We start from the raw sequence: 21,267 nt of genomic DNA, 5'->3' as shown, positions 1-21,267 counted from the left end.
GCTGATAATTTTTTTCAAAATTGTATACAGGTGTTGTTTTTTTGTGGAAATAGAAATGCACGCCGCCGCGCCCGCCCCCCAAGCGCCGCGGATGCCGATACGATAGAGACTGAGTGTTGATTTTTTCCACCGATCGGCATCCCGCATACCACGCAGCGAGGCACGAAAAAAACAATGACGGCACGCCTGGAACTCATCGATATCAGCAAGCGCTATCCGGCCGTGGTGGCCAATGACGGCATCTGTCTCACCGTCGCGCCCGGACAGATCCATGCCGTGCTTGGCGAAAACGGTGCCGGCAAATCGACCTTGATGAAAATCATCTACGGCGCCGTGCAGCCCGATGGCGGCCGCATCCTGTGGAATGGCCGCGAAGTCGACATCGCCAACCCGTCGGCCGCGCGGGCGCTGGGCATCGCCATGGTGTTCCAGCACTTTTCCCTGTTCGACACCTTGACGGTCACGGAAAACATCGCCCTCGGTTTGCCCGCGGGCACCAACATGGCGGAGCTGGCGCGGCGCATCGAAGCGACGGCGCGCCAGTACGGCCTGGACCTGGAGCCGCAGCGCCACGTGCACACGCTTTCCGTTGGCGAATGCCAGCGCGTGGAAATCGTGCGCGCACTGCTGGCCAAGCCGCAACTGCTGATCCTCGACGAACCGACTTCCGTGCTGACGCCGGGCGCCGTGGAAAAGCTGTTTACCACCTTGCGCCAGCTGGCCGCCGAAGGCTGCAGTATCCTGTACATCAGCCACAAGCTCGACGAGATCCGCGCCCTGTGCCACACGTGCACGGTGGTGCGCGCCGGCAAGAATGCGGGCGTGTGCGATCCCTCGCAAGAGTCGGCGGCCAGCCTGTCGCGCATGATGATCGGTGCCGAGCCGCCCGCCGTCACGCGCGTGGCGCGCACGCCCGGCGCCGCCATGTTGAGCGTCAAGAATTTGAACTTGCCCAAGAGCCACCCGTTCGCCACGCAGTTGACGGACATCAGCTTCGACGTGCGCGCAGGCGAGATCGTCGGCATCGCGGGCGTGTCTGGCAATGGCCAGCAGGAATTGCTCGCCGCCCTGTCGGGCGAGGACATGCGCGCAGCTGCCGGCAGCATCGTTCTGAACGGTACGCCGGCGGGACGCTTGCCGCCGGGACGCCGGCGCGCCCTGGGTTTCGGCTTTGTGCCGGAGGAAAGGCTGGGGCGGGGCGCCGTGCCCGACATGGCGCTGGCCGACAACGTGCTGCTGAGTTTGCAGACACCCGCCACCATCCGCCACGGCTTCGTGCGCCACAAGGTCATTGCGCAGCGGGCGGCCGCCATCATCGCGCGCTTTCAGGTGAAGGCGGGCGGGCCGCAGGCGCTGGCGCGCAGCCTGTCGGGCGGCAACCTGCAGAAATACATAGTCGGACGCGAAGTCATGCGCGAACCCACCGTGCTGGTGGTGGCGCAGCCGACCTGGGGCGTGGACGTTGGCGCGGCCGCGCAAATCCGCGCCGAGTTGCTGGCGCTGCGCGACTCTGGTTGCGCGCTGCTGGTCGTGTCGGAGGAGCTCGATGAATTGTTTGACATCAGCGACCGCTTGCTGGTTATGGCGAAAGGAAAGATTTCGCCGTCGCTGGATGTGGGCGAGGCCAGCGTGAGCCTCGTGGGGCAATGGATGAGCGGGCTGTGGCCGCAGGAGGCAATCAATGGCTAAGTTCGCCTTGCGCCTGGAAGCCCGTCCTTCTCCGTCGCGGCTGATGTCGTGGCTGTCGCCCGTGCTGGCCGTGCTGCTTACCGTGCTGTGCGGCGCGCTGCTGTTTCTTGCGCTGGGACACGATCCGCTGGCGGGACTGGCCGTCTTCTTTGTGGAACCCTTGCGCGACGCGCACGGCTGGTCCGAGCTGGGCATCAAGGTGGCGCCTTTGCTCCTGATCGCTGTGGGCCTGGCCATCTGCTTTCGCGCCAACATCTATAACATCGGCGCGGAAGGGCAGCTGACCCTGGGCGCCATCTGCGGCGGCGCGGCGGCCCTGTATCTGGACGATGGCGTGGGGAGTATTGCCATCATCGGCGTTTCCTTGCTGGCCGGCATGGCGGGCGGCATGGTGTGGGCGGGGCTGGTGGCCTGGCTGCGCGACCGCTACAACGCCAGCGAAATCCTCGTCTCGCTGATGCTGGTCTATATCGCCCAATTGCTGCTCAGCTATCTCGTGTATGGCGTGCTGCGCGACCCGGAAGGATTCAATTTTCCCCAGTCGAAACTGCTGTCGGACGGCTTGCTGTTGCCGATGGTGATCAGCGACACGCGCTTGCACGTGGGCATCGTGTTTGCCTTGCTGGCCTCGCTGGGCGGCTGGCTGTACTTATCCAGAAGCATTGCCGGCTTCCGCCTGCGCGTGGGCGGCATGGCGCCTGCCGCCGCCCGCTATGCGGGCTTTTCTTCGCGCAAGACCTTGTGGTCGTCCCTGCTGATCTGCGGCGCCCTGTCGGGCCTGGCGGGTGCGTGCGAAGTGCTGGGGCCGATGGGGCAGTTGACGCCCACGGTCTCGCCCGGCTACGGCTTTGCCGCCATCATCGTCGCCTTCGTCGGGCGCCTGCATCCGGTAGGCGTGATTTTCTCCAGCTTCGTCATGGCCCTGTTCTATATCGGCGGCGAACTGGCGCAGTCGCGCCTGGGCTTGCCCAGTGCGATCACGGGTGTGTTCCAGGGCATCTTGCTGTTCGCCTTGCTCGCTTGCGATGTGCTGATCCAATACAAATTGCGTTGGAGGAAACATGGATAACTTGCTGCTGACCATCGCGCCGCTGGTCGCGGCCAGCATCAATGCGGGCACGCCGCTGATGCTCGCTGCGCTGGGGCTGCTCGTCAATGAAAAGGCGGGCGTGGTCAACCTGGGGGCGGAAGGCATGATGCTGGTCTCGGCCATCACGGGCTTTGCCGTGGCTGTCAACACGGGCAGCCCCACCCTGGGCTTTCTGGCGGGAGCGGGCGCCAGCATGGTGCTGTCCGGCTTCTTTGCCTGGCTGACCGTGTGGCTGGGCACGAACCAGTACGCGACGGGCCTGGCCTTGTCGCTGTTCGGCGCGGGCGCGTCAACGTATATCGGCCTGAAATATGTGGGCAACAGCTTGCAGAACGGCCGCTTCGGCATCCCTTACCTGGAAGATATTCCCGTGCTGGGGCCGGCCCTGTTCCGCCAGCATGCTATGGTATATCTGTCGTTGCTGCTGTGCCTGGCCATCGCCTGGTTTCTGTACCGCACGCGGGCGGGCCTGGTGCTGCGCGCCGTGGGCGAATCGCCCGCTTCCGCGCATGCGCTCGGCTACCCCGTGCGCCGCATCCGCCTGGCGGCCGTGCTGTTCGGCGGCGCCTGCTGCGGCCTGGCCGGCGCCTTCCTGTCGCTCGTCTACACGCCGCTGTGGGTCGAAGGCATGGTGGCGGGACGGGGCTGGATCGCGCTGGCGCTGACCACCTTTGCCACCTGGCGTCCCGCGCGCGTGGTGGGCGGCGCCTACCTGTTTGGTGGCATCACGATTCTGACCTTCCACGCGCAGGCGCTGGGCGTGCCCATCGCGTCGCAACTGCTGTCGATGCTGCCGTATGTGGCAGCCATCGTCGTGCTGGTTTTGATCTCCAGCAACGCCAACTACATCAAGCTCAATATGCCCGCTTCGCTGGGCAAGAATTTCAATCCGGGAAATTAATCACTCACCACAAGGAAAACCATGTCCAAGAAACTAGTATGCGCCGCCGTTTGCAGTGCTGTTTTGATGCCCGTCATGGCCGCCACTCCCGCGACGGCGCCGCTGAATGTCGGCTTCGTGTATATCAGCCCCATCGGCGACGCGGGCTGGACCACCCAGCATGACCTGGCCCGCAAGGAAATGGAAAAGGCGCTGGGCGGCAAGATCACCACCAAGTACGTGGAAAACGTGCCGGAGAGCGCCGATGCGGAACGGGTGATCCGCGACCTGGCGCAAACGGGCAGCAAGCTCGTCATCACAACCTCGTTCGGCTACATGAATCCCACCTTGAAAGTGGCGAAGCAATTTCCTAATGTGAAGTTCATTCATTTGACGGGCTACAAGACGGCCGTCAACGTGGCCAATACCAACGCCCGTTTCTACGAGGGCCGCTACCTGGCCGGCGTGTTGGCAGGCAAGATGAGCAAGACCCATGTGGCGGGCTACGTGGCGGCATTCCCGATCCCGGAGGTGTTGCAGGGCGTTAACGCTTTTACGCGCGGCATGCGCAGCGTCGACCCGAAGGCGGAAGTGAAAGTGGTGTGGGTGAATAGCTGGTTCGATCCGGGCAAGGAACGCGACGCGGCCATCACCCTGATCGGCCAGGGCGCCGACGTGGTTACCCACCACACGGATTCGACCGCCGTGGTGCAGGCGGCGGAAGAGAAGGGCAAGTACGCGATCGCCTACCATTCGGACATGAAAAAGTACGGGCCGAAGGCGCAGCTGGCTGCCGTCACCCACCATTGGGGCGACTACTATACGAAGCAGGCGCAAGCCGTGCTGGATGGCACGTGGAAGTCCAGCAGCACCTGGGGCGGCATCAAGGATGGCATGGTCAAGCTGGAAGGCATCAACGCCACAGTGCCGGCCGACGTGAAACAGTTTGTATTGGCACGCGAGAAAGACTTGGTAGCTGGCAAGCTCAATCCTTTCAGCGCGCCGATCAAGGATAACGATGGCAAGGTGCGCCTGGACAAAGGCGTGCTGGACGATGCGGCGCTGACGAAGATGGATTATTTTGTCGAAGGCGTGGCAGGAAAAGTTTCCGGAAAGTAATAGGTTTGAGTTTGAACTTGCTGTAATATTGCCGGAAACGGGAGCCGGGCCGGGAGCGCATTCCCGGCCCACCCACACAGCAGAGCCTGAACAGGCCCGTACCGGAGATTGACCCATGGACAGACTGGAAGTATTCAAGATTATCGCGCTGCAAGCGAGCAAGGGCGAGCTGACGTTCCCCGCCAACGTCAAGGCCACCTTGAAGCTGCAGGAAGCGCTGGACGACCCCGATTGCCATATCGAAGCGGCCGCCCGCATGGTCATGGCCGAGCCGCTGCTGTCGGCGCGGGTCGTGGCATTGGCCAACTCGGCCGCCTACAACCGTTCCGGCAATGAAATCGCCAATGTGCGCGCGGCCGTCTCGCGCCTGGGCTTTGCCACCCTGAAATCGATGGTGGCATCCGTCATCGTGCGCCAGCTGGGCAGCCAGATTACCGACCCCCAATTGCGCGCCAAGGCGGCCAAGCTGTGGGAACACACGGCCCACGTGGCCGCGCTGAGCCAGGTAATCGCCAAGAAAGTCACGCATGTGGACGTGGAAACGGCCATGTTCGCCGCCATCGTGCACGAAGTGGGCGGCTTTTATCTGCTGTCGCGCGCCGAGGAATATCCAGGTTTGCTGGACGACAATACGGAAGACTGGATCGAATACGGCGAAAAACTGATCGGCCGCGGCGTGCTGCGCCAGTTGCAAGTGCCGGACATGGTCTTGCAGGCCGTGGAAGGCATGTGGCACGGCGGCAGCACGTTCCCGCCCCGCACCCTGGGCGCGACCCTGGTGCTGGCCAACGATCTGTCTCCCGTCGGCTCGCCCCTGCACCCGCCAGAAAGCGCCGCGCGGCGCCAGGCTGCAGCGAAGATCGACTTCGGCATCGGCGGCAGCACCTTGCACACCATCCTCGAGGAATCGGCGGAAGAGATCGAATCCCTGGCGGCCGCTTTGCTGGTCTGAACGTTGCCCCTGCAAAATCCCCGCCCTTGCCGCGGGGATTTTTTTCGTCCGCATTTTGATGCATCTTTCCCTATGACATACAATCGCCGGCTCGGCCATCCGCCGGACTGAATGTCTCCTCTTACCCAAAGGATCTTATGCAGAAGCTGTTTTCTTCCCTGGCCGTCACGGCGCTCGCTTCCAGCCTGGCGCTGGCGTTTTCCGCGCACGCCGCCGCGCCTGCCGCGCACGGCTTGCCCGTGGTGCAGGAAGCCCCGCTGCGCGCCCACCTGGCTTTCCTGTCCAACGATTTGCTGGAAGGCCGGGGCACGGGCCAGCGCGGCGCCGACCTGACGGTGGCCTACCTGGAAACCCAGGCGCAGATGGCCGGACTGCAACCCGTGCGCGGCAACAGCTACCGCCAAAGCGTGCAGATCGCCGGCGTGAAATCCTTGCCACAAGACAGCAGCCTGCAAGCCGTGGCGGGCGGCAAGCCCGTGCCGCTGGCTTTCGGCCCGGACTGGGTCTGGGCCACGGGCGACTCCGTTGCCGCCCACACCTTCGATGCGCCGCTCGTCTTCGTCGGCTATGGCATCACGGCGCCGGAAGAAGGCTGGAACGATTTCAAGGGCGCCGATGTCAAAGGCAAGATCGTCGTCATGATGGTCAACGACCCGCAACCGACTAGTGCCGAGCCGAACCGCTTTGCCGGCAAGGCGCTGACCTATTACGGCCGCTGGACCTACAAATTCGAGGAAGCCAAGCGCCAGGGCGCGGCTGGCGTATTGCTGATCCACACAAAACCGTCCGCATCGTACGACTGGAGCGTGGTGCAGAACAGCTGGAGCGGCAGCGAGCGTTTCCAGTTGGCCGACCGCACGGCCGGCACGCCGCTGCAGGGCTGGATCGCGGAAGACGCGGCACGCCGCCTGTTCGCGGCCGGTGGGCTGGACCTGGACGCCTTGCGCGCGCAAGCGGAAAGCAAGGATTTCAAGGCCGTCGCCTTGAATGCCAAGCTGAGCGGCGAAATGAAGTCCGCCGTGCGCAAGGTGGAGCAATTCAATATCGCCGGCATGGTGCCGGGTACCGACCCGGCATTGAAGGATGAAGCCGTCATCTACAGCGGCCACTGGGACCACCTGGGCAAGCAAGGGGATACTGGCGACACCATCTACAACGGCGCCGTCGATAATGCATCGGGCACGGCCGGCTTGCTGGCCATGGCCCAGGAAGCCGTGAAAAAGCCTGCGAAGCGCACGCAGATCTTCCTGTGGGTAGCGGCCGAAGAGCAGGGCTTGCTGGGTAGCGCCGCCTACGCGGCCGACCCCTTGTGGCCCTTGAACAAGACGGCCGCCGCGCTGAACCTGGACAGCCTGAACTTTGTCGGTGCCACGCATGACATCGGCGCGCAGGGCAGCGAGCGCACGGAGCTGGGCGCGATCGCCGCCACGGTGGCCAAAGCCATGGGCATGCATATCGCCCCAGCCCGTCCCGACCTGGCCGGCGGCTACTTCCGCAGCGACCATTTCAGCTTTGCCAAGGCGGGCGTGCCCGCGTTTTCCATCATTGGCGGACGCGAGTACATCAAGGACGTGGCAGCGTCGAAAGCCAAGGCGGCCGCGTATGGCCCCCGCTACCATCAGGTTACCGATGAGTACGATGCCAGCTGGGATTTGTCCGGCATGACGCAGCAGGCGCAGTTCACCCTGAACCTGGGGCAAGCCGTGGCAAATGGCGCGAAGATGCCGGCCTGGAAGGCGGGTGATGCGTTCGGCAAGGCGCGTGAGCCAGCGAAGTAAGAACGTAAAAAAACCGCTCGGTGGAGCGGTTTTTTTCAGGATCGTAGGTCGGATTAGCTCGAAGAGCGTCATCCGACAGTTGGCGCAGCAGTGTCGGATTAAGCGGCGTGCCGCCGTTAATTCGACCTACGTGATAGATGCCTGGGTGGCCCGTTCCAGCCTGCGCTGCGTGTGGCGGTACTTGCTCCACACCAGCAGCATCAATAGCGGCATGGCGCCGCCCACCATGCACAGGGCGGGCCAGCCGCCGGCGGCAAAACTGGCGCTGGCCATGGCCGAACCTGCCGAGGCGCCGATGAAGCCGCCCGCGATGAATACGGTGGTGACCCGCGCCCGCGCATGCGGCGCCAGTTTATAGATGATGGACTGGTGCGTCACTTGCAAGCCCATCACGCCCATGTCCAGCAGGACGATACCGATCAGCAGCAGCACCAGCGAATGGGCGCCAAAGCCGATCAATGCCCAGCCCGCAATGGACGCCACGGCCAGCAGCCAGGTGGCCTGGCGCGCATAGCCGCGGTCGGCCATGCGGCCCGCCGTGTTGGCGGCAAAGGCGCCCGTGGCGCCGGCCAGGCCGAACAGGCCGATCTGCATTTCCGAGTAGTGGTACGGCGCGCCGCTGAGCAAAAAGGTCAGGCCCGTCCAGAACACGCTGAAGGTGCCCAGGCCCAGGCCCGAGAACAGGGCGCGCTGGCGCAGCAACGGTTCCTGGCGGATGATGTCGGCCAGCGAGGCCATCAATTTCCCGTATTGCAGCTTGCCGCGTGGCGCCTCGTTCGGCAGGATGCGGCGCAGCATGACGAGCAGGGCCGCGACGACGATGGCGGCCAGCACGTAGACGGTGCGCCAGCCGCCGCTGATCTGCGACACCGTGCCGGACACGGTACGCGCCAGCAGAATCCCCAGCAACAAGCCCGTCATGACGGTGCCCACCATGCGGCCCCGGCTGTGGTCGGGTGCATACGACGCCACCATGGCCGTGACCACCATCAAGGCGCTGGACGTGATCCCCATCAAGACGCTGGCGATGGCAAAGATAATAATGTTCTGGCTGGTGGCGGCCAGCAGCAGGGCGCCGATCTTGGCGATCAGCATCCACGTAAGCAGTTGGCGGCGGTTCAGCACGTCGCTGAGGGGAACCAGGAACACGATGCCCAGCACATAGCCGATTTGCGTGGCCGTGACCAGGTAGCCCGCCTGCGGCACGCTGACGCCAAACGAGGCGGCCAGCATGGACGTCAGCGGCTGCACATAGTAGAGGCTGGCGACGAGCACGCCGGCGGACAGGGCGAACAACAGGATGCGGGTCGACGTCAGCAGGGCGCTGGCATCGACGGTGGATGGTGCAGATTTCATGCGAGACAACTTTCTTGGAGTGATGCTTTTGGATGAGCATGATAGCGGGGCTGCGCATTTCTTGCCGGGCGCGGCCGATTTTGCGGTGGGGCGGCAGGCAACGCAGCAGGCAAAAAAATCCCGGCGATCGTTGCCGACGGCCGGGAAAAGGGTATAGGGGGATATACCAGGGGAGAGTTAAAGCTTACTGTGCGCGCGCCAGCTCCGCATGCACCTGCGCCGTGATTTCATACGAGCGCAGGCGGTGCTGGTGCTCGAAGATCTGCGAAGTGATCATCAGCTCGTCGGCGCCCGTCTCGGCGATGAAGGCGGCCATCTTCGCCTTGACGGTGTCCGGCGCGCCGATGGCCGTGCAGGACAGGACGGAGTCGAGCATGGCGCGTTCCTGCGGGCCCAATTGCTCCAGATAACCGGGCACGGGCGGCTGCAGGCGCGATGGGCGGCCCGTGCGCAGGTTGACGAAGGCTTGCTGCATCGACGTGGCGCGCAGGTGCGCCTCGGCATCCGTGTCGGCGGCAAACACATTGAAGCCCAGCATCACGTACGGTTTCGCCAATTGTTTTGAAGGCTTGAAATGTTCGCGGTAATACGCCACGGCTTGCAGCATCATTTGCGGCGCGAAGTGCGATGCGAATGCATACGGCAAGCCCAGGTGGGCGGCCAGCTGGGCGCCGAACAGGCTCGAGCCGAGTATCCACACGGGTACTTTCGCGCCCTTGCCGGGTACGGCCAGCACGCGCTGGCGCGGCTCGTCGGACATGTAGTCGATTAATTCCAGCACGTCTTGCGGGAACTGTTCCGCGTCGGATTGCAGGTCGCGGCGCAGCGCGCGCGCCGTCGTCTGGTCGGAGCCGGGCGCGCGGCCCAGGCCCAGGTCGATGCGGCCCGGATGCAGCGCTTCCAGGGTACCGAACTGTTCCGCGATGACCAACGGAGAATGGTTGGGCAGCATCACGCCGCCGGCACCCACGCGGATGGTCCTGGTGCCAGCCGCCACATGGGCGATGACGACGGCCGTGGCGGCGCTGGCGATGCCGGGCATGCCGTGGTGTTCGGCCAGCCAGTAGCGGTTGTAGCCCCAGCGTTCGCCGTGCTGCGCCAGGGCGAGCGTGTTCTTGAACGACTGGCTGGCGTCGCTGCCTTCGGCGATGGGGGCCAGGTCGAGTATGGAAAATGGAATCATGGTAGCGATATCGGGACGTGGTGGAAAATCACAATGGACGATTTGTCTATCCCCTGACGACAATAGGGTCGGCCTTGGAAGCGGCAGGGATGACAGGCTGTGCACATGATAATGCGAATCGGGAATTTGCGTACTGATCGGTAAAAAACTCGTATCGATTGGAAATAGGAGCGGGCAATGCTAGAGTGGGCCTCCCCACTTTATGCGCCCCGCCATGTTCAAGAAACCCATCCTGCTGACCCTGATTGGCCTGCTGCTGCAGCCCTCCGTTCACGCCGCGCCCATCAGCCTGCAGGCGCAGGAAACGGCGCGCTACGCGCTGGCCACCTATCCCGAACCGCTGATCGCCAGCCTGGCGAAGATGGTCAGTTTCAACACGGTGGCAGACCCGGCCGTGCCGTTTGCCGCGAATCCCCAGCACACGGGCTTCAAGCGCTACCTGGCGGCCGAGGCGCAGCGCCTGGGATTCGATTTCCAGGATCACGGCCACGTGGTGATCATCGGCATGGGCAGCGGCAGCGAGCGCGTGGGCGTGATCACGCACGGCGACGTGCAGCCCGTGAATCCCGCCAAGTGGGCCCGTTCGCCGTTCGAGCTGGACCGCACCAGCGAACCTGGCAAGCTGCTGGGACGGGGCACGGAAGACGACAAGGGGCCGATCGCCACGGCCCTGTACGCGATGAAGGCTATCCAGGACAAGCAGGTGCCGCTGAGCAAGCGCATCGAGCTGTACGTCTACATGGCCGAGGAATCGGACTGGGAACCGCTGAAACAGTTTCTGAAAACCCACACGCCGCCGCAAGTGAACATCACCATCGATGCGGAATACCCGGTGGTGACGGCCGAGAAGGGCTACGGTTCCATCAAGCTGACCTTGCCGCCGCGCACGGCCATGCCGGCGGGGAAGGGCCCTGTGCTGACGCAGCTGACAGGTGGCTTTTTCGGCAGTCAGATCCCGGAAGATGCACAAGCCGTGATCGACCACGCGCCAGCCGCGCTGGAAGCGGCCATCCGCGCCCGCGCGCAGCAGCAACAGGGCGTGCGCTACAGCTATGCACGCGATGGAGGCACCTTGACGGTGACGGCGCTGGGCGTGTCGGCCCACTCGTCGAAACCGGAAGACGGCGTCAACGCCATCAGCATGCTGGCCGACGCGCTGGCCGTGCAGCCGTGGCAGGGCACGCAGGCGGCCGACATGCTGTCGTTCCTGAATGAACTGGTGGGCACGGGCATCCACGGCGAACGCTTTGGGCAGATCGCTTACCGCGACGGCTTCATGGGGCCGATGACGGTAGCGCCGACCGTGCTCAAGCAGAACGGTGGCGCGCTGGAACTGAATATCAATTTGCGCCGTCCGCAAGGCAAGACGGCGGCCGTGCTGCAGCAGCAGGTGACGGCCGCGTTCGACGGCTGGAAGGCACGGCGCCACGTGCCGGCTACCCTGCAGGTGCAGATCGGTGAACCGTGGCTGCAGACGGCGGCGCCGCAGATTCCCACCTTGTTGTCCGTCTTCGAACACTACACGGGCATCGCCAATCCGCAACCGGTGGCCATCGGCGGCGGCACCAATTCGCGCCTGTTCCCGAATGCCGTGAGCTTTGGCCCGGCCATGCCGCACACGGTCTACACGGGGCATTCCGAACATGAGTTCATCACGGAAAAGCAGTTGCTGTTGAACTTGCAGATGTACACGGCCGTGTTGATTGAACTGGCGAAATAGCCGCTTGCAAAAATAGCGGGAAGTCATAGACTGCAAGCCTGAGACGAGGCCAGGCACTGAACTTTTTATGCGCGCGCCGGTCTTAAGTTTCCATGTAGGAAGGGAGCAGCTATGCATGCACAACAGGATTCCCGGCTGGTGCCAGGCAGGGCAGGCGGGGTGGCGCCGCGCCGCATCCCGCACGAGGGGCGGTCATGAACTGGCCGCTGGAGCTGGAAGTGGCGCACAAGCTGGCGCAGATGCGGGGCTGGCTGGAAGACCAGCGTGCCGGTGCCGTGCGCCTGCGCGGCGTGGACTGGTTTGCGTGGGCCACGGCGGGCGCATCGAACAGCCATTGTCATACGACCGAGTGCGGCTGTGCGGAGGTGCTGGTGACGCGCGATGCCGCCTACATCCTGACGGACGAAGCCGAAGCCATGCGCATGCGCGAGGAAGAAGTGCGAGGGCCATGGACATGGCAGGTGTCGCCCTGGATGCAGCCGCAGTTGTATGAATTGCGCGAGCATTTCGTGCAGCATGCGGCCGGCGGCGCGCCTGTCCTGTCCGACCGGCCCGGCTTGCACGAACGCAGCCTGCCTGTGGCCCTGCGCGAAGAGCGGCTGGTGCTGCTGGAATCGGAGCAGTTACGCTACCGGCAGGTGGGGCTGCTGGCAGCTGGCGCGGCCGCGGATGCGCTGCGCCAGGCCCGCCCCGACTGGAGCGAGCTGGAACTGGCTGCCGCGTGTGCGCGCGCGCTGTGGCTGCGCGGCTTGCAAGCCGTGTACGTGCTGGCCAGCGGTGGGGAGCGCCAGCACCGTTATCGGCGCGCGCCGCCAGCCCAGGCGGTGCTGGGCAAGCAAGCCGTGCTGGCCTTGTGCGCGCGGCGTTTCGGCCTGTGCGCCAGTCTCAGCCGTCAACGGCGTTTCGGCCCGGCGCAGCATCGGGCCGACGGCGCGGCGGTGGTGATGGACGATGCCGATGCGGCCATGCTGGCGCTGGAAGCGGTGGCGCTCGACGCTTGCGAAACGGGCCATGCGCTGAGCATGGTGTATCACGCGCTCGACAGCGCCTACGCCTATGCCGGCCAACCCGACACGGTGCGCACCAGCCGGCAGGGCGGTATCCATGGCTACCTGGCGCCCGAAGTGGCGGCCGGCGCGCACACGGAAATCATCCTCAAGCGGGGCATGGCGCTGGCCTTTCACCCCAGCCTGCCCGGCAGCACGGTGGAAGACACGTTTTTGCTCGACGGCAGCCATTTGCACAATCTGACGCACGACCCGGCCTGGCCTTCGGCCGTGGTGCAGGGGCGCAGCCGGCCGTTGACCCTGGCGCTGGCTTGATGCGGTCAGTTGCGACCAGCATCGGCCAGTGCCGGTACATATCAATAGCGCTGCATCACGCCTTTTTGCACGCTGACCCGCTCGCCGATCTGGAAGGCGGGCTGGGTATTTTGCACAAAGGTGCGCGTCGTGCCGTCGTCCAGGCGCAAGGTGACGCGATACAGCATATTGCCCGCCGCCCCCGAGGTGCTGCCGGCCGTGCCCGACGTGCCCGCCTGCATGTCGGCACTGCCTTGGTCCATGCTGCGCGGCACGGTTTCTATCGACTGCACCGTGGCGTAGCTGATGTTCAGGGTGGACTGGTTCGCATCATTGCGCATGTCGCTGCTCATGGCGTTGCCGGTATCGGTGGCCGTGCTGCTGGTGGTGCTGGCCGTACTGCTTGGCGGCGTCGTGCCGGCCGGTGCGGCATAGGTTTCGCCGCTATTGCTGCGTGCCAGGCTGGTTTTGTCCGTGGACTGGCAGGCCGCCAGCAAGGCGCATGTCAGGCCGGTCAGCAGCAGGGTTGTTTTCGATCTCATCTTGGTCTCCTCATGGTCGCACACTCAGGATCGGCACCCGCGGTGATTGCGGATAGCCGCGATTGCTGCATGTAAGAGCATGGCGGAGCAGGGATGTTCGGCGCCCGTCATTGTCGATTGAGCTAGATCAAGAGTCCAATTGCCGTGCTTGGTATAAAAGATGCTGGCAATTACCACTTCGTGCGCCTGCACGCTTCCTCACTGTTGAATCGGGAGAAAAAATGTCATCTGGCCCTACCGCAAAACTGATCGATGAGTTGGTGCTGGCCGTCGGCAGCACCGCGCGCGATGCCCGCGCGCGCCATGTCCTGGCCCAGGCCTTGCATGGCCTGGTGCGGCTGGCGCGCTCGGAACAGTTGCTGGACATGCAGCGCGATGCGGCACGCGCCATGGGGGCCGGCAGCCGGCGCGAGGCGCGCGCCCTGATGCGCCGCCTGGGCACGCGCAGCGCGCGCGGCCAGGGACAGTTGCGGCTGGAATTGCAAGATAGCGAAGCGGACCGCGCCTGACGGGCGCGAGTCCCCCCCGTTCAGGCTTCGGGCCGCGGCACGCCCTTGCCAAGGGCGGCGGCGACCATTTTCGGCCAGAGGAAATACAGCGGCAGGCAGACTGCCACGGCGGCCGTGATATCGACCACCCAGTCGCTGACGGCGCCACGGCGGTAGGGCAGGAAACTCTGGATGAATTCGTCCAGCGCACCCATGGCCGCCACCATCAGCACCGACAGCAGCGCGCGGCGCGCCATGCCGCCGCCCGTGCCGCTGAACAGGATCAGGGCCAGCACGCCATAGCCGACGGAATGCAGCACGCCGCCTGACGCATACTGGCCCACATCCGCGCGCACGCCGGGAATGTCGCCGATCAGGATCACCAGGACATACAGCAGCAGCGCAGTGCGGTAGCGCAGGCGTTCGTAGCGGTCGGCAAAACAGAGTTCGAGCAATGGTGCAGGCATGATGCGTCAGGACAGGTGGAAAGGCCGTCACAATATCATGTGCATGGCAGGCCGCCATGTTTTTGCGCAAGAGCTTGCCGTGCAGGCAAAAAAAGGCCCGCGGGGAGGCGGGCCAAAAACCCAAATGAAATGGGTCAAGAGTTGAGAGTTGCTCGGTACTCACCATGTAGCGCGCCTTGCCGGCGCCCGCCACGGTCATGAAAGGGGAGTGGTGTGCCATCGCGGCACACCTGTCTGTAGTCAGGCATATCGGTTGCCTGTACAGCAGATGAAGCAAGTATAGGGGGCGAAGATGACGGGCTGATGACACGCCGCAACATTTTTTTGCGGCGAGCAGAAGGACAGTGAAGAACGTCTGTCATGGCAAGAATGGCCATGTTTCAGCAGTGATAGCAAAAAAAAAGCCCGCTGGTGAAAGCGGGCTTAAAACTATTTTCTTGGAGGAGAATAGTGGAGACAGGTGCATTATGCTGCGTCGCACGATATGTGTCTAATGGTCTTTTCAGATAACCATTATCGTTTTTTTATATAACTGCCTGGCGCTGCCTTCATTCCTTCACGGCCACCGTGTAGTTGAGCGCCATGCGTCCGCCATCGACATAGATGGTCTGGCCCGTCATGTAGGTGGCGTCGTCGCTGGCCAGGAAGGCGGCGATGCCAGCCACTTCTTCCGGTTCGCCGCAGCGGCCCAGCGGCGTGCGCGACAGGATCGTGTGGCGCGCCTCCGGGCTCGACAGCACTGCCTGCTTGGCCAGTTCCGTCAAGATGGTGCCCGGCCCGATGCCGTTCACGCGCACGCCATGCGAGGCCAGGTTCAAGGCCATGACCTTGGTCAGCTGGTTGATGGCGCCCTTCGACACCACGTACGGTACCTGGTTCGGGATCGCCAGTTCCGCATTCACGCTGGACATGTTGATGATGCAGCCAGTATTGCGCTTGACCATTTCGCGCGCCACGGCCTGGCCGCACAGGAACATCGATTTCAGGTTGATGCGCATGACCCGGTCGAAATCGTCTTCGCACACGTCGAGGAAATCGGCCGCGTGCGTGACGCCCGCATTGTTGACGAGGATATCGATGTGGCCGAACTGGGCCAGGGTTTCCTTCAGCATGGCATCGACGTCCGCCTTCTGGCTGACGTCGGCGCAAAAGAAGCGCGCCTGCGGGCCGAGGGCGGCGGCCGCCTGTGCGCCTTCTTCCTTGATGTCGACCAGCATCACCTGCGCCCCTTCGGCGATCAGGCGGGTGGCGCAAGCCAGGCCGATGCCTTGCGTGGCGCCCGTGACGATGGCGGTTTTATTGATCAGTCTCATGTATGCTCCTCGGCGGTAATAGGGGCCGCTGCCCGGGCCACCGGCCCGCGCGGCAATGGGCAGATTTTAATCCCTGGGCGGGAATCAGAGGAGGATGGGTTCGTTTGGCAACTGGTTGCCGCGCGTGCCATCGGCAGGGAAGTGGCTTTGCAACAAGGTATTCAACTGCTGCAAGGCATCCAGCGTGCTGTCGTGGTAATTGCCGTCCTTGAAGCCTTTGGTCATGGTGCGGCACACGGCTTGCCATTGTTCCGGCGTGACGCGCCGGCCCACGTTGCGGTCGGCGACGATATCGACCTGGTGCTCGGCCAGGTTGATATAGATCAGTACGCCAACGTTGTCTTCCGTATCCCACACGCCATACTGGGCGAACAGTTCGCGCGCCCGCTCGCGGTTGCTCACGCCCTGGTACGCCATGCCCGGCGTCAGGGCCGCTTCGACGATCAGGCGCACTTCCGCCTGGTGCATCGCTTCACCGTCGGCAATCGCTGTCTCGATGGCTTTCAGGGTGCGTTCCGGAAAGGCATGGCGTGCCGTCGCCGGCGTGCCCCGCAAATGTTTCAAGGCCCGTCCGCAGCGCTGTCCGAATGTCAGTTGTTTCGTCATTACCAATCTCCCGAGGCGCCGCCGCCGTCAAAACCGCCGCCGCCGCCACCGAAACCACCGCCGCCACCGCCAAAACCACCACCGCCGCCGAAGCCTCCGCCGCCACCGCGGTTGTTCAGCGCCTGGCTCAAAATGCTGCCCAGCACGACGCCGGTGGCGCCGCTGGACCAGTTGCTGCCGCGCTGCAGCCGCGTCGGTCCGCCGCGCGAGCGGAACAGGGTCAGCACGACGAGAAAGCCGAAGAACAGCAGCGGCAGCCAGAACGTCATGCCGCCCGCTTCCACGGTCGCCGGCGCTTTCTGCTGGGCCGGGGCGGGGAATTGCTCCTGGTTCAGCAGGGTGGCAATCGAGCCCACGCCGGCCACCAGGCCGCCGTAATAATCATTCTGTTTGAAATGCGGCGCGATCACGTCTTGCAGGATGCGTTTTGATTGCGCATCCGTCAGCACGCCTTGCACGCCGCGGCCCGCCTCGATGCGCAGGCGGCGCAGCGACGAGGGGTTGTCCTTTGCCACCATCAGCAGCACGCCGTCATCGACGCCCTTGCGGCCCAGCTTCCAAGCATCCGTCACGCGGATGCTGTATTGCTCGATGGCTTCCGGCTCCGTGCTCTTGACCAGCAGCACGGCGATCTGGCTGCCCGTCTTGGCTTCGTAATCGGCCAGCACGCCTTCCAGCGCCGCCTTTTGCTTGGCGTCCAGCATGCCGGCGTTGTCCGTCACGCGCGCGGCCAGCGGCGGCACGGGCTGCAAGCCCTGTGCGCCGGCTGGCGGCATCGTCCACAGCAGCAGCGCCATCGCCAGCGCCGCCAGATAAGACCAGGCTTTCATCTTATTTGCCGAAGTTGACGGTCGGTGCGGTCGAGATGGCTTTTTCATTTTCCACCGTGAACGATGGCTTGACCTTGTAGCCGAAGACCATGGCCGTCAGGTTGTTCGGGAAGCTGCGCGCATGTACGTTGTAATCCTGCACGGCAACGATGTAACGCTGGCGCGCCACGGTGATGCGGTTTTCCGTGCCTTCCAGCTGCGACTGCAAGTCGCGGAAGCTGGTGTCAGCCTTCAAGTCCGGGTATTTCTCGGACACCACCATCAGGCGCGACAGGGCCGACGACAGCTGGCCCTGCACCTGCTGGAATTTTTCGAACGCGGCCGGGTCGTTCAGTACTTCGGGCGTGATCTGGAAACTGGTGGCGGCGGCGCGCGCCTTGGTCACCGCTTCCAGGGTTTCGCGCTCGTGCGTCGCATAGCCCTTGACGGTGTTGACCAGGTTGGGGATCAGGTCGGCGCGGCGCTGGTACTGGTTGACCACTTCGCCCCAGGCTGCCTTGGTGGCTTCATCCTTGCTCTGGAAGTCGTTGTAGCCGCAGCCCGTCAGGACGCCGGCCAGGACGGTGACGCTCAGTGCCAGGCGCAGCCATTTGGTGAATTGATTGGTGATTTGCATGATGGGTTCCGTGCAGAGTAAGGGAGGTGAGGCAAATATACCTGAAACGGCCCGGGATGTCGGTTTAATAAGCGCTGGCCGCCGCGTCTGACCGCGTTGCCACGCCGTGGCAACGCCGCGCCGCGTTACAATACGGGGTTTGCAACTGAATATAGAGAAGGTGTGCCGTGAATTTCATCAATAAATTATCCGCCGCGTGGACGGCCAATAATTCCCTGCTGTGCGTGGGCCTGGACCCCGACCTGGCGAAACTGCCGGCCGAACTGCGCGATCTGCCTGATGGAATCACCACCTTTTGCACGCGCATCATCGATGCCACGGCCGACCTGGCCTGCGCCTTCAAGCCGCAGATCGCGTATTTTGGCGCGCTGGGCGCGGAAAAGCAGCTGGAAGACATCTGCCGCTACGTGCGCGAAAACTATCCGCACATCCCGCTGATCCTCGACGCGAAACGGGGCGACATCGGCGCGACGGCCACGCAGTACGCGCGCGAAGCGTTCGAGCGCTACGGCGCCGACGCCGTCACCGTGAACCCGTACATGGGCGAGGATTCGCTCGATCCCTACCTGGCGTGGCAAGACCGCGGCGTGATCATCCTGTGCCGCACCTCGAACCCGGGCGGCTCGGACCTGCAATTCCTCGACACGGATGGCGTGCCCTTGTACCAGCGCGTGGCGCGCCTGGTGGCCGACAAATGGAACAAGAATGGCCAGTGCGCGCTCGTCGTCGGCGCCACCTTCCCTGAAGAACTGGCGCAGGTGCGCGCCATCGTCGGCGACATGCCGCTGCTGGTGCCCGGCATCGGCGCACAGGGCGGAGACATTGCCGCCACGGTCGGCGCGGGCCAGACGGCCAACGGCATGGGCATGATGATCAGCTCCTCGCGCGCCATCATCTATGCCACGCCGCAGGCGGGCGAAGACTACGCCGACGCGGCACGCCGCGTGGCCATTGAAACGCGCGATGCGATCAATGCGCATCGTTCGGTTTAAATTGCATGCATAAAAAATGCCGGGCTAGCCCGGCATTTTTCATTGCTAGGTCAGCTTGGCCGCATGGCGTAAGCCGACATGAGTCGTCGTCGGCACTTGTCGGATTACGCTTCGCTGATCCGACCTACCCGACTTTCAGTCGCGCATGGGCGCCACCATCTCCACGTAATCGTACAACTCACCCAGAATTTCCTCGCCACGCTCATCCACGGATTCCGACAGCACGTCGATTTCCGTAAACAGCATTTCGATGGTGCGGGCGCCGCCGTCGCCGTCGAACAGGCGGGCAGCGCGGTGCTGCTCCCAGCGCAGGCTTTCCGCTTCGCTCAGGGTTTGCGGGAAATTGCGGGCGCGGTAGCGGAACAGCAGTTCCTGCAGGCGTTCGTCGGCAAACGAAGGGCGGGCCGTGGCCAGCTTGGCCGGCGTGTCGCGGCGCAGGGATTCGAGCAGGCGGCGGTCGTCGTTGCTGACGAAACCATTGTACAAATCCTCATCCACGTCCAGCGCGACATTCGCGCCCGGGCGCAGGAACACTTCGGCCCAGATGGCATCCATGTTCGGCGCCGTGGCGGCCAATTGCGCGTTGACCTTCGCCGCGTCCAAGTCGATGCCCCATTGCGCGGCCATGGCCGGCGACAGGGTCTTTAAATTGCCAACCAGCATGGGGGACTTGTTCAGGTGCACGCTTTTCACGGGCAGGCGCGTCATGCCTTCCGGCATGGCCTCCTTGCGCGTGAACAAACGCGTGCGGATGGTGTCCGCGTCCAGGGCGAACAGTTCGCGTGGATCGTAGGCGCAATCCCAGACGAGGATTTCGTTTTTATTGCTCGGATGCGTGGCCAGCGGCCAGACGACGCCCAGGCAGCCCCGTTCGGCGGGGAACATGCCGGACACGTGCAGGAAAGGCTGGCGCTCGCTGGCGGCCAGGTGCATGCCCATTTCGCTGGCGACCCTGTCTTTCTTGTGCAGTGCCAGGCAGAATTCGAACAGTTTCGGCTGTTTTTCCTTGATCAGGCGCGCCAGGGCGATGGTGGCGCGCACGTCGGACAGCGCATCGTGCGCCGCTTCGTGGACCAGGCCATTGGCCTTGCTCAAGTGTTCCAGCCTGAAACTGGTCTGGCCATCGTCGCGCTTCGGCCATTCGATGCCTTCCGGGCGCAGCGCGTGCGTCATGCGCACCACGTCGAGGATGTCCCAGCGGCCGCAATGGTTTTTCCATTCGCGCGCATACGGGTCGATCAGGTTGCGCCAGAACAGGAAACGCGTGACTTCATCGTCGAAACGGATGGTGTTGTAGCCCACGCCGATGGTGCCCGGCTCCGAAAAGGCCGCCTCGATGGTGGCGGCGAACTGGTGTTCGGGTACGCCCAGCTGCAGACACTGCTGCGGCGTGATGCCCGTGATCAGGCACGATTGCGGGTCGGGCAGGAAATCATTGGCGGGCTGGCAATACAGCATGATCGGGTCGCCGATCTCGTTGAGCTCGGCATCCGTGCGGATGGCGGCGAACTGGGCCGGGCGGTCGCGGCGCGGCTGGGCGCCAAAGGTTTCGTAGTCGTGCCAAAGAAAGGTTTGGTTAGTCATTGATGGTCGTTACTTGATGGGTTATCCGGGCCCGTGAAAGGGCCGCTGCTACAGTTTTCTGAAAACCTGCCGATACTACACGAGAGGATGGTCATCATCGCGTTTCCCGCATGGTGGCATACATTGCCTGTTCAAGGAGGTCTATCGTGTCAATTCCCATCGCCGCAAGCGGCAATTCCACCCCTTCCGTGACTTCCGTCAGTACGGGCGTTGCCGGCAAGGACGATAAAGTCCAGCAAAAGGACGGCGTCAAGACTGAAATGAGCGTTAACGACCGCACCAAGCTGCAATTGAACGCGTCCATCATGCAGGCGTCGCTGAACGTGTCGATCGGTTCCGAGAACGAACCGCTGGCGCTGCTGTACAAGACGGCCATCACCAACATCAATGAAGCGCTGAAGGGTCAGTACGGCGAGGACGCGATCCAGAACGCGGCTTCGCAGGATAACAGCGCCGAAGCGACGGCGAACCGCATTGTATCGCTGTCGACGGGGTTTTTTGATGCGTTCAAGAAACAGAATCCCGGCATGGACGACGATACGGCCCTGAGCAAGTTCATGGACACCATCAGCGGCGGCATGGAAAAAGGCTTCAAGGAAGCGCGCGATATCCTCGGCGGCTTGAAAGTGTTGCAAGGCGATATCGCCGGCAATATCGACAAGACGTATGAACTGGTGCAGAAAGGCTATGCGGACTTCATCGCCGCGCACAGCAGCAAGAAGGATGATGCCGCCAAGCCGGCCGACAGCAAGGCTGCCTGA

20 protein-coding genes are annotated in these 21,267 nt (G+C 63.7%); 11 read left to right on the top strand and 9 right to left on the bottom strand.

What is annotated here, in order from left to right; all coding sequences use genetic code 11:
- Nucleotides 1-174: 174 nt before the first annotated feature.
- From CSQ91_RS20990 to CSQ91_RS20965, 6 genes are all read left to right on the top strand, one after another.
- Nucleotides 175-1,689 carry an ABC transporter ATP-binding protein gene (locus CSQ91_RS20990; RefSeq protein WP_099389500.1) on the top strand — a complete coding sequence of 505 codons (1,515 nt, stop codon included), beginning with the start codon at nucleotides 175-177 and terminating at the stop codon, nucleotides 1,687-1,689.
- Nucleotides 1,682-2,758: an ABC transporter permease gene (locus CSQ91_RS20985; protein WP_099389499.1), complete on the top strand. Its 1,077-nt coding sequence runs from the start codon at nucleotides 1,682-1,684 to the stop codon at nucleotides 2,756-2,758. Before CSQ91_RS20990 ends, CSQ91_RS20985 begins: the two co-directional genes overlap by 8 nt.
- Nucleotides 2,751-3,680, top strand: a complete 930-nt coding sequence (locus tag CSQ91_RS20980) for an ABC transporter permease (RefSeq protein WP_099389498.1) — start codon at nucleotides 2,751-2,753, stop codon at nucleotides 3,678-3,680. The genes CSQ91_RS20985 and CSQ91_RS20980 overlap by 8 nt, the downstream gene beginning before the upstream one ends.
- Nucleotides 3,681-3,701: 21 nt before the next feature.
- Complete coding sequence (locus CSQ91_RS20975) at nucleotides 3,702-4,778, top strand: BMP family ABC transporter substrate-binding protein (RefSeq protein ID WP_099389497.1); 1,077 nt, start codon at nucleotides 3,702-3,704, stop codon at nucleotides 4,776-4,778.
- 115 nt (nucleotides 4,779-4,893) lie between these two features.
- Nucleotides 4,894-5,730: an HDOD domain-containing protein gene (locus CSQ91_RS20970; RefSeq protein ID WP_034784492.1), complete on the top strand. Its 837-nt coding sequence runs from the start codon at nucleotides 4,894-4,896 to the stop codon at nucleotides 5,728-5,730.
- 137 nt (nucleotides 5,731-5,867) lie between these two features.
- Nucleotides 5,868-7,508: a M28 family peptidase gene (locus CSQ91_RS20965; protein ID WP_099389496.1), complete on the top strand. Its 1,641-nt coding sequence runs from the start codon at nucleotides 5,868-5,870 to the stop codon at nucleotides 7,506-7,508.
- 126 nt (nucleotides 7,509-7,634) lie between these two features.
- Here the strand turns inward: CSQ91_RS20965 and CSQ91_RS20960 are convergent, their stop codons facing one another.
- Nucleotides 7,635-8,864 (bottom strand): MFS transporter, encoded by a 1,230-nt coding sequence (locus CSQ91_RS20960; RefSeq protein ID WP_099389495.1) that lies wholly within the window; start codon nucleotides 8,862-8,864, stop codon nucleotides 7,635-7,637.
- A gap of 184 nt (nucleotides 8,865-9,048) precedes the next feature.
- Nucleotides 9,049-10,047 carry an LLM class flavin-dependent oxidoreductase gene (locus CSQ91_RS20955; protein WP_099389494.1) on the bottom strand — a complete coding sequence of 333 codons (999 nt, stop codon included), beginning with the start codon at nucleotides 10,045-10,047 and terminating at the stop codon, nucleotides 9,049-9,051.
- Nucleotides 10,048-10,261: 214 nt separating this feature from the next.
- On the opposite strand from CSQ91_RS20955, the gene CSQ91_RS20950 reads away from it, so the two are divergent.
- On the top strand, nucleotides 10,262-11,767 hold the full coding sequence (locus CSQ91_RS20950; RefSeq protein WP_099389629.1) for a dipeptidase: 1,506 nt from the start codon (nucleotides 10,262-10,264) through the stop codon (nucleotides 11,765-11,767).
- Nucleotides 11,768-11,961: 194 nt separating this feature from the next.
- Nucleotides 11,962-13,089 carry a M24 family metallopeptidase gene (locus CSQ91_RS20945; protein WP_099389493.1) on the top strand — a complete coding sequence of 376 codons (1,128 nt, stop codon included), beginning with the start codon at nucleotides 11,962-11,964 and terminating at the stop codon, nucleotides 13,087-13,089.
- A 41-nt stretch (nucleotides 13,090-13,130) separates the two neighbouring features.
- Here CSQ91_RS20945 and CSQ91_RS20940 read toward each other — a convergent pair whose 3' ends face one another.
- A complete protein-coding gene (locus CSQ91_RS20940; protein WP_099389492.1) occupies nucleotides 13,131-13,610 on the bottom strand; it encodes a hypothetical protein in 480 nt (159 codons plus the stop codon).
- A gap of 221 nt (nucleotides 13,611-13,831) precedes the next feature.
- Between CSQ91_RS20940 and CSQ91_RS20935 the strand changes: the two genes are divergently transcribed.
- Nucleotides 13,832-14,119, top strand: coding sequence for a hypothetical protein (locus CSQ91_RS20935; protein WP_099389491.1), 288 nt, complete (start codon nucleotides 13,832-13,834; stop codon nucleotides 14,117-14,119).
- A 20-nt stretch (nucleotides 14,120-14,139) separates the two neighbouring features.
- Here CSQ91_RS20935 and CSQ91_RS20930 read toward each other — a convergent pair whose 3' ends face one another.
- From CSQ91_RS20930 to CSQ91_RS20910, 5 genes are all read right to left on the bottom strand, one after another.
- The gene (locus CSQ91_RS20930) at nucleotides 14,140-14,565 is read right to left on the bottom strand and encodes a VanZ family protein (protein WP_070257290.1); all 426 of its coding nucleotides are present in this window, start codon (nucleotides 14,563-14,565) and stop codon (nucleotides 14,140-14,142) included.
- 548 nt (nucleotides 14,566-15,113) lie between these two features.
- Complete coding sequence (locus tag CSQ91_RS20925) at nucleotides 15,114-15,878, bottom strand: SDR family NAD(P)-dependent oxidoreductase (protein ID WP_070282461.1); 765 nt, start codon at nucleotides 15,876-15,878, stop codon at nucleotides 15,114-15,116.
- An 84-nt stretch (nucleotides 15,879-15,962) separates the two neighbouring features.
- Nucleotides 15,963-16,484, bottom strand: coding sequence for a TPM domain-containing protein (locus CSQ91_RS20920; RefSeq protein ID WP_099389490.1), 522 nt, complete (start codon nucleotides 16,482-16,484; stop codon nucleotides 15,963-15,965).
- A complete protein-coding gene (locus CSQ91_RS20915; RefSeq protein ID WP_099389489.1) occupies nucleotides 16,484-17,314 on the bottom strand; it encodes a TPM domain-containing protein in 831 nt (276 codons plus the stop codon). The genes CSQ91_RS20920 and CSQ91_RS20915 overlap by 1 nt, the downstream gene beginning before the upstream one ends.
- A gap of 1 nt (nucleotide 17,315) precedes the next feature.
- On the bottom strand, nucleotides 17,316-17,930 hold the full coding sequence (locus CSQ91_RS20910) for a LemA family protein (protein WP_034781723.1): 615 nt from the start codon (nucleotides 17,928-17,930) through the stop codon (nucleotides 17,316-17,318).
- A 167-nt stretch (nucleotides 17,931-18,097) separates the two neighbouring features.
- On the opposite strand from CSQ91_RS20910, the gene pyrF reads away from it, so the two are divergent.
- Nucleotides 18,098-18,922, top strand: coding sequence for an orotidine-5'-phosphate decarboxylase (gene pyrF / locus CSQ91_RS20905; RefSeq protein ID WP_034781724.1), 825 nt, complete (start codon nucleotides 18,098-18,100; stop codon nucleotides 18,920-18,922).
- 135 nt (nucleotides 18,923-19,057) lie between these two features.
- On the opposite strand, the gene sbcB is transcribed toward pyrF, so the two are convergent.
- Nucleotides 19,058-20,506, bottom strand: a complete 1,449-nt coding sequence (gene sbcB, locus CSQ91_RS20900) for an exodeoxyribonuclease I (RefSeq protein ID WP_099389488.1) — start codon at nucleotides 20,504-20,506, stop codon at nucleotides 19,058-19,060.
- A gap of 146 nt (nucleotides 20,507-20,652) precedes the next feature.
- Between sbcB and CSQ91_RS20895 the strand changes: the two genes are divergently transcribed.
- A complete protein-coding gene (locus CSQ91_RS20895) occupies nucleotides 20,653-21,267 on the top strand; it encodes a DUF5610 domain-containing protein (protein ID WP_257217428.1) in 615 nt (204 codons plus the stop codon).

The sequence above is a fragment of the Janthinobacterium sp. BJB301 genome (assembly GCF_002735685.1).
Taxonomy (GTDB): domain Bacteria; phylum Pseudomonadota; class Gammaproteobacteria; order Burkholderiales; family Burkholderiaceae_D; genus Janthinobacterium; species Janthinobacterium lividum.
The sequence above is the reverse complement of the archived record's forward strand: the minus strand, read 5'-3'. Positions and strand labels throughout refer to the sequence as shown.